Source organism: Exiguobacterium sp. SH3S3, from assembly GCF_004337115.1.
Classification (GTDB): Bacteria; Bacillota; Bacilli; order Exiguobacteriales; family Exiguobacteriaceae; genus Exiguobacterium; species Exiguobacterium aurantiacum_A.
The window spans coordinates 287421-296086 of the sequence record NZ_SJUU01000003.1; the positions used below are offsets into that span (position 1 = coordinate 287421).

Sequence of the window (8666 nt, forward strand, 5' to 3'; positions counted from 1 at the left end):
TGGCTCAACACCAGTTGTTCAAGTGAGTTATCCCCACTATCCACAGCCCTTATTACTATTATGACTTAAATAATACTATTATTATTAAACTATATGACTCATTTCACTTAGGAGGAATTATCCACATGCACTTAACGATTCAGCGCGATGTATTCATGCAAGCCGTACAAGATGTATCAAAAGCTGTTGCTTCTAGAACGACGATCCCGATTTTGACAGGATTAAAACTTGAAGCCCATGCAGATGGATTGACGCTCACAGGAAGTGATACGGAAATTTCGATCGAACGATTGATCCCGGTCGAAGAGGGTGGAATCGAACTCATCCAAATCCAACGTGCCGGTAGCGTCGTCTTGAACGCCCGTTTCCTTGGTGAAATCGTCAAGAAGCTTCCGACGAACGAAGTCACACTCGAAGTCTCACCAAACTTCATGACGCGTATCGAATCAGGTCAAGCGGAGTTCCATCTGAACGGACTCGACCCAGACGAGTATCCACGTCTCCCTGAACTAGCTAGCGACCGCCGGTTCTATCTTCCGGCCGATTTGTTGAAGACGATCATTCGCCAAACAAGCTTTGCCGTCTCGTCGCAAGAGACACGGCCAGTCCTGACAGGTGTGAATTTCTCAGCTGAAAAAGGATTTTTGACATGCGTCGCGACGGATAGCCATCGGTTAGCACTGCGCCGGGCCCGTTTTGAAACAGATGACGATTTGACGTTCCAAAACGTCGTCGTACCTGGTCGTTCGCTCAATGAGCTCGCGAAATTACTCGACCGTGAAGAGTTGCCGATTGAAATCGTCTTGACGGACCAACAGATTCTATTCCGTCTGAAAAACATTTCGTTCTTTTCACGTCTTCTTGATGGAGCGTACCCAGATACGTCTCGCTTGATCCCAGAAGAATATCGGACTGCAGTTCGTTTGAATGCGAAAGATTTCTTACAGGCGATTGATCGTGCATCGCTGTTGGCACGTTCGGATCGCAACAATGTCATCAAGTTCGTGGCTGAAGAAGCGAACACGGTCGAAGTCTCTTCACACTCGCCTGAAGTCGGGAAAGTGTCCGAGCGGGTCAGCATCTTATCGCTCGAAGGTGAAGAACTCAAAATTTCGTTCAACTCGAAATTTGTCATGGATGCGCTTCGTGCGCTCGATGCGACGGAAATCGAGGTTCAATTCACAGGTTCGATGCGCCCGTTCATTTTGCGTCCGGTCGAACAAGATAGTGTCCTTCAGTTGATTTTGCCAGTCCGCACATCGTAATCAAGATGGAGCGAATCGGGGATGATGAGGTGTTTCACCTTATCATCCCTATTTTTGCCTTATTCGACGTTTTTCGATAAACTAATATGTATGGCGATTTTTTGTGAAAAGTATGAAGGAAAGGAAGTGACGACATGGAAAAAGTGTCGATTACGACCGAGTATGTAACACTCGGACAATTTTTAAAATTAGCTGATATTATTTCAAGCGGAGGCCAAGCGAAATTCTTTTTGGAAGACGTTGAGATCAAAGTGAACGGCGAGGTCGATCAACGCCGCGGCCGTAAACTCCGCGACGGAGACAAGATTGAAGTCGAGGGCTACGGGGACTTCCAAATCGAGGGGAACTAACGTGCACTTATTGTCGATTCGACTGCAAAACTACCGCAACTACGAAGCCCTTGAGCTAAATTTTTCAGAACAGACGAATGTTCTCATCGGTGAGAACGCCCAAGGCAAAACGAATCTGCTCGAATCGATTTACGTACTTGCGCTCGCAAAGTCGCATCGGACGACGCAAGACCGTGAACTGATCGGGTGGGAAGCGGAAACGGCCATCGTCGAGGGTCGGATCCATAAACGTACCGGTGAAACGGTACAGTCGCTGAGCTTTTCTCCGAAAGGGAAAAAAGCGAAACTGAACCACCTCGAGCAACGACGGCTCAGTGACTACGTCGGAGCGTTCAACGTCGTCTTGTTCGCGCCAGAAGATCTTGCAATCGTCAAAGGCAGCCCTCAAGGAAGAAGACGTTTTTTAGATATGGAAATCGGACAAGTCAGTCCGATTTACTTACATGACTTGAATCAGTATTTGAAAACACTGAAGCAACGGAATGCATTTTTAAAACAACTGTCGATCAAAGGTGGGGACGAGACATTGCTCGAAGTGCTCACCGACCAACTGATTGAGCTTGCCGTCAAAATCGTCTCCAGGCGCCACCATTTTATCGATCAACTCGAGAAATGGGCCGGACCGATCCATGCAGGAATCACTCGGAACTTAGAAACGTTGACGATTCAATACGTCTCGGACACGTTTCAAAAAGAACGTCACACGAAAGAACAGATGTTTGAAACGTATCGGCAAAAGTTTGATAAAATAAGAGAGAACGAACGAAGAAGAGGTGTGACCTTGTTCGGTCCCCATCGCGACGACTTCGAACTGTACGTCAATGATCGGAACGTCCAAACGTTCGGTTCACAGGGCCAGCAACGCACGGCGGCCTTGTCGTTAAAACTAGCGGAGATTGAACTGATCCACGAAGAGGTCGGGGAGTATCCGCTGCTGTTGTTAGACGACGTCTTATCTGAATTAGATGATCATCGCCAAACCCATCTGCTTGATACGATGGGGCAGAAAGTCCAAACGATTATTACGACGACCAATATCGATGGAATTGCTCACGAAACGATTCAACAAGCCAAGTTGTTTCACGTGAAACAAGGTAAAGTTGAGACGGAATCTGTCTAACGTACGACCAATCCTTATGAACACCAATTCATGTATAGTAGGTGAATGAAACCGATGAGTAACGAAAATGAAAAACAAATGCAAGATTACGGTGCCGATCAGATTCAAGTGCTTGAAGGGTTAGAAGCCGTTCGTAAACGCCCAGGGATGTATATCGGTTCGACGGGTTCGCGCGGGCTCCACCACTTAGTGTGGGAAGTCGTCGACAACTCGATTGATGAAGCGCTCGCCGGTCATTGTGAAACGATTACCGTGACGATCGAACCAGGCAACTCTGTCGTTGTCGAAGATGATGGCCGGGGGATTCCGGTTGACATTCAGAAAAAGACAGGACGTCCTGCCGTTGAAGTCATCTTCACCGTTCTCCACGCCGGAGGTAAATTTGGCGGCGGTGGATATAAAGTGTCGGGTGGTTTGCACGGAGTCGGGGCGTCCGTCGTTAACGCCTTGTCGAAGAAACTCGAAGTATTCGTACGCCGAAACGGTAACGTCTACTATCAAGCGTTCAAACGCGGCGCCCCTCAAGGTGAGCTCGAGATTGTCGGTACGACAGACACGACCGGTACGACGGTTCGTTTCTTCCCAGATGGAGACATCTTCGACGAAACACTCGAATACGATTTTGATCTTCTAGCAACGCGCTTGCGTGAACTTGCTTTCTTGAACAAAGGACTTCGCATCGTCGCAAAAGATGAGCGGGGCGACGAAACGATTGAGCGAAACTATTGTTACGAAGGCGGGATCAAGTCTTACGTCGAGCATTTGAACCGTTCGAAGTCTTCGATCCACGATGAGCCGGTTTATGTACACGGTACGAAAGACGGGATCGAAGTAGAAATCGCGCTGCAGTACAACGAAGGGTTCTCTAGCAATATTTACTCGTTCACAAACAACATTCCGACACACGAAGGCGGGACGCACGAGACCGGGTTCAAAACGGCACTGACACGGGCGATCAACGATTACGCCAAACGCTTTGGATTGATGAAAGAGGCTGATGGCAGTCTTTCCGGCGACGACGTGCGTGAAGGGATGACCGCGATCGTCTCGGTCAAACACCCGTCACCGCAGTTCGAGGGACAGACGAAGACGAAGCTCGGTAACGCTGACGCCCGTACGGTGACAGATTCACTCTTTAGCGAGACGTTCGAACAGTTCTTGCTTGAGAACCCGTCGGTCGGCCGACTCATCGTCGACAAAGGGCTCATGGCAGCCCGTGCCCGCCTCGCGGCCAAACGCGCCCGTGAAATGACACGTCGTAAAGGCATCCTTGAAGTCAGCTCGTTGCCAGGTAAGCTGGCCGACTGTTCATCGAAGGACGCATCGAAATCTGAACTGTACATCGTCGAGGGTGACTCGGCCGGTGGATCAGCCAAGTCAGGACGCGACCGTCATTTCCAAGCGATTTTGCCAATCCGAGGTAAGATCATCAACGTCGAGAAAGCAAGACTCGATAAAATCTTAGCCAACCAAGAAGTTCGGACAATCATCACGGCACTTGGGACCGGGATCGCCGACGAATTCGATCTCGGCAAGGCGCGTTACCATAAGTTGATCATCATGACCGATGCCGACGTCGATGGTGCCCACATCCGGACACTGTTGCTGACGTTCTTCTATCGTTACATGCGGCCACTTATTGAGAGCGGCTACGTCTACATCGCCCAGCCGCCACTCTACGGTGTAAAACATGGTAAAGAGATTGTTTACGTCCAAAACGACCGCGAACTCCAAGAAGCAATCAAACGACTTCCTGAGAACGCGCGCTATAGTGTACAGCGCTACAAGGGTCTCGGTGAGATGGACCCGGAACAACTTTGGAGCACGACGATGAATCCAGAGTCTCGCTCGATGCTTCGTGTCGACCTTCAAGACGCCATCGAGGCAGATGAGGTCTTTGAGACGCTCATGGGCGACAATGTCGAGCCGCGCCGTGACTTTATCCAGTCACACGCACACTACGTGAAAAACCTCGATATTTAAAAAGAAGGGTAGGCAATAACGAATGGCAGAACAAGAAAATATCAAGGATATAAATATTAGCCAAGAGATGCGGACGTCGTTCATGGACTACGCGATGAGCGTCATCGTGTCGCGTGCCCTCCCGGACGTACGAGATGGTCTCAAGCCGGTTCACCGCCGTATCCTTTACGCGATGAACGAGCTCGGGATTCGTGCCGACAAGCCCCATAAGAAGTCTGCCCGTGTCGTCGGGGACGTCATCGGTAAGTATCACCCACACGGTGATTCAGCTGTTTACGAGACGATGGTTCGGATGGCACAAGACTTCAGTTATCGCTACGAACTCGTTGATGGCCACGGAAACTTCGGGTCCGTCGATGGAGACTCGGCAGCGGCAATGCGTTACACGGAAGCCCGGATGTCGAAAATCGCGATGGAACTCGTGCGCGATATTGGTAAAAACACGATTGACTATCAAGCAAACTTTGATGGTGAAGAGAAAGAACCAGTCGTTATGCCGGCCCGTTTTCCGAACTTCCTCGTCAATGGTACGAGCGGGATCGCGGTCGGGATGGCGACGAACGTACCACCACATAACTTGAACGAAGTAATCGATGGCGTGCTTGCGCTCACGCACAATCCGGACATCACGATTTCAGAGCTCATGCAGTACATTCCGGGTCCGGACTTTCCGACGTCTGGTGAGATTTTAGGACGCAGCGGTATTCGCCGGGCGTATGAGACAGGTCGCGGATCGATCACGATGCGCGCGAAAGCCGAGATCCAAGTGTTGAAGAACGGCCGTGAACGCATCCTCATCCATGAAATTCCGTATCAAGTGAACAAGGCCCGTCTCGTTGAAAAGATTGCTGACCTAGTTCGCGACAAGAAAATCGAGGGCATCACAGACCTTCGTGACGAGTCGGACCGAAACGGAATGCGCGTCGTCATCGAGGTACGCCGCGATGCGAACGCAAGCGTCATTTTGAACAACTTGTATAAACAGACGCCGATGCAAACGACGTTTGGGGTGAACATGCTCGCGCTCGTCGGAGGACGTCCGAAAACGCTCAACTTGAAACAAGCGATCTATTATTACATCGAACACCAAAAAGAAGTCGTTCGGCGCCGGACGCAGTTCGACCTCGATAAGGCAGAAGCGCGTGCGCATATTCTCGAAGGTCTCCGTGTCGCGCTCGACCACCTCGATGAAGTCATCGCCATCATCCGCAGCACGCGGACCGGTGACGAGGCCCGTGAGAAATTGATTGCTCGCTTCGGACTATCAACAGAGCAGACACAAGCCATTCTCGATATGCGTCTCCAACGGTTGACCGGTCTTGAACGCGAGAAGATCGAAGGCGAGTATCGCGAGATCCGTACGTTGATCGAAGAATTGCGTGCGATTTTAGGGGATGAGGAACTCCTTCTCGAAATCATTCGCAATGAGTTGACTGAAATCAAAGAGCGTTACGGCGATGCACGTCGTACGGTGATTCGTACCGACATCATCGAGCTTGAGGATGAGGATTTGATCCCGGTTCGGGACATGATGATCGCACTGACGAGCGAAGGCTACATCAAATCGATTCCGAGTGACTCGTATCGCACACAACGTCGCGGCGGTCGAGGGAAACAAGGAATGGGTACGAATGACGAAGACTTCGTATTGCGCCTCTTATCTGCTTCAACGCACGATACGATCTTGTTCTTCACGAACTTCGGTCGCGTGTTCCGCTTGAAAGGATATGAGATTCCTGAGATGAGCCGAACCGCGAAAGGGATGCCGATTATCAACTTACTCCAAGTCGATAAGGGTGAGAAGGTCGAAACGATGATCCCGGTCGACTTTAATAGCTATTTGGCGGACAAAGCCATCGTTGAGGACGCTGGTGAAGGTTCAGAAGAAGAAGAAGTGGCTGATGAGCAATTGTCACTCGTGTTTATCACGAAGCACGGACTTGTCAAACGGTCACCGCTTTCTGCCTATGCCCGCATTAACAAAAACGGATTGCGTGCCATCAGCTTGAACGATAGCGATGAGCTCGTTACTGTACGTCTAGCGAAGAGCGACGACGAGATGTTGATTGTGACACACGCCGGGATGTCGATTCGCTTCCCGCTCGAAGGTGAGGTCCGTTCGATGGGCCGTACGGCTCGCGGTGTACGTGCGATTCGATTGAAGAAGGATGATGATCGAGTCGTTTCGATGGAAATTGTACGCCCGACACAAGACGTGCTCATCATCACGGAAAAAGGATACGGCAAACGCACAGCGATGGAACAATTCCGGACACAAGGTCGAGGCGGTTCTGGAATTATCGGAATCAAGACAGACCGCGGAACTGTCGTCGGGATGCGCGTAGTCGATGAAGATGATGACATCATGCTCATGACCGAGCTCGGTGTCGCGATTCGAATCGATGCCCAAACAATTTCGCAAATGGGGCGTAGCACGCGCGGTGTTAAAGTCATGAATATCGAAGATGGCGACCGCTTGGCGACAATTGCTAAACTGAAAAAAGATGAATTAGAAGATGAATTAGAAGAGGAATCGACAGTTGATGTGGAGAATGGGTTTGTTGATGAAGCACCCGAAGTTGGCCCATCGTCTGAAGAGACTGAGTAAGACGAAAAGGTTGAACGGTGCTTCCGTTCGACCTTTTTTCATATAATCAGGAGGGATGAGCATGCGACTTGCCATTTCAAACGTTCACGTTGGGATGACGCTTTTGACGTCAGTTTCTTCGTTAGAGGCAGGAACGAAACTGACAAACGAACATTTACGCTTGCTCCGTTTTTTAAAGGTAGGAGCCATTGATGTTGCTCCGGTCGAATGTCGCCATCTTACCCGCGACGAGGAAATCGATCTATGTGCAAAAGTGCTCCAATACGAACGGCATTACAATCAATGGGAAGAACGGATTGCCCCCAACCCTTACGAAGCGCTTGAATTCGTCCATCAACTGTTCAAACGTGAATATCCGCTATCGGCCGTCGTCACGTTCTTTACGAATCAACCACTTCGAAAAAATCATGTGATTCATCATGCGATTTATCGAGCTTTAGTAGCCAAGACGCTATCGAAATACCGAGGAGACGAACACCGCATTCAATTCGATTATGGTGTTGCTTCTTATTTCGCAGATGCGAGCTACGCTAAAATACGAAAATGGTCCCACATGCGCTATTTCACAAAAATGGAACGAGAGCTATTGTATCAGCACCCGCTCGTCTCGCTTACGATGTTACCGCAAGATCAGACACTTAGAGCCAGGGTCGGTAAATTGATTGCCGAACATCATGAGCGTTTAGACGGGTCAGGTTTTCCGAGTCGGTTAGAAGAACGAGCCCTTCATCCTGCATCACCGTTGTTCATCGTCGCCGACCGATTCTGCCAATTGACAGCCCCACGTACGTTCAGAGAAGCGTTGACACCAGAAGAGGCTTATTTTTATATGTGGCAAAATGAGGCATACGATGGGGAAGCGTTGACGCTCTTAGCTACACTGCTTGGCTTTTACGAAGTAGGACGGACTGTCTTACTGAGTAGCGGTGTGCGCGGAACGATTCAATGCTACACGCCGAGCGTGGAACAACCGGTCGTAATCTCTGAACCAACACAAGAAACATACGATTTATCTCAACTTGATGAGGTTCGAATCGTCGCTTTTCAGTAACCGTCTAGCGTGTTCCTTCTATATAGTGCCGTCGAAAGAATACGCTAGATATTATTCTTTCAAAATATTTTATTTTTATAGTTGACGAATATAATCACAGATGCTATTATTAATGAGTCGCTAAGAGCGGCAGACGAACTTTGAAAACTGAACGATGAGGCAAAAAAAGTTTTACAAGTTTTGATTGAAGCGCAAGCTTCGTCATTTTCAAGAGCTATATCAAATTCTTTGGAGAGTTTGATCCTGGCTCAGGACGAACGCTGGCGGCGTGCCTAATACATGCAAGTCG

At 49.5% G+C, this 8666-nt stretch carries 6 protein-coding genes and 1 rRNA gene; all 7 read left to right on the plus strand.

Annotated features, from left to right (window positions below; genetic code table 11):
* Nucleotides 1-125: 125 nt before the first annotated feature.
* On the plus strand, nucleotides 126-1265 hold the full coding sequence (gene dnaN / locus EVJ28_RS04790; protein WP_070329329.1) for a DNA polymerase III subunit beta: 1140 nt from the start codon (nucleotides 126-128) through the stop codon (nucleotides 1263-1265).
* Nucleotides 1266-1399: 134 nt separating this feature from the next.
* Nucleotides 1400-1615, plus strand: coding sequence for a S4 domain-containing protein YaaA (gene yaaA, locus EVJ28_RS04795; protein ID WP_070329328.1), 216 nt, complete (start codon nucleotides 1400-1402; stop codon nucleotides 1613-1615).
* 1 nt (nucleotide 1616) lies between these two features.
* The gene (recF, locus tag EVJ28_RS04800) at nucleotides 1617-2735 is read left to right on the plus strand and encodes a DNA replication/repair protein RecF (RefSeq protein ID WP_070329327.1); all 1119 of its coding nucleotides are present in this window, start codon (nucleotides 1617-1619) and stop codon (nucleotides 2733-2735) included.
* Nucleotides 2736-2789: 54 nt separating this feature from the next.
* Nucleotides 2790-4718, plus strand: a complete 1929-nt coding sequence (gene gyrB / locus EVJ28_RS04805; RefSeq protein ID WP_131457822.1) for a DNA topoisomerase (ATP-hydrolyzing) subunit B — start codon at nucleotides 2790-2792, stop codon at nucleotides 4716-4718.
* Between the two features lie 22 nt (nucleotides 4719-4740).
* Nucleotides 4741-7326 carry a DNA gyrase subunit A gene (gene gyrA, locus EVJ28_RS04810; RefSeq protein WP_131468564.1) on the plus strand — a complete coding sequence of 862 codons (2586 nt, stop codon included), beginning with the start codon at nucleotides 4741-4743 and terminating at the stop codon, nucleotides 7324-7326.
* A 61-nt stretch (nucleotides 7327-7387) separates the two neighbouring features.
* Nucleotides 7388-8377, plus strand: coding sequence for an HD-GYP domain-containing protein (locus EVJ28_RS04815; RefSeq protein WP_131457824.1), 990 nt, complete (start codon nucleotides 7388-7390; stop codon nucleotides 8375-8377).
* A 225-nt stretch (nucleotides 8378-8602) separates the two neighbouring features.
* A 16S ribosomal RNA gene (locus EVJ28_RS04820) occupies nucleotides 8603-8666 on the plus strand; the annotation flags it as partial.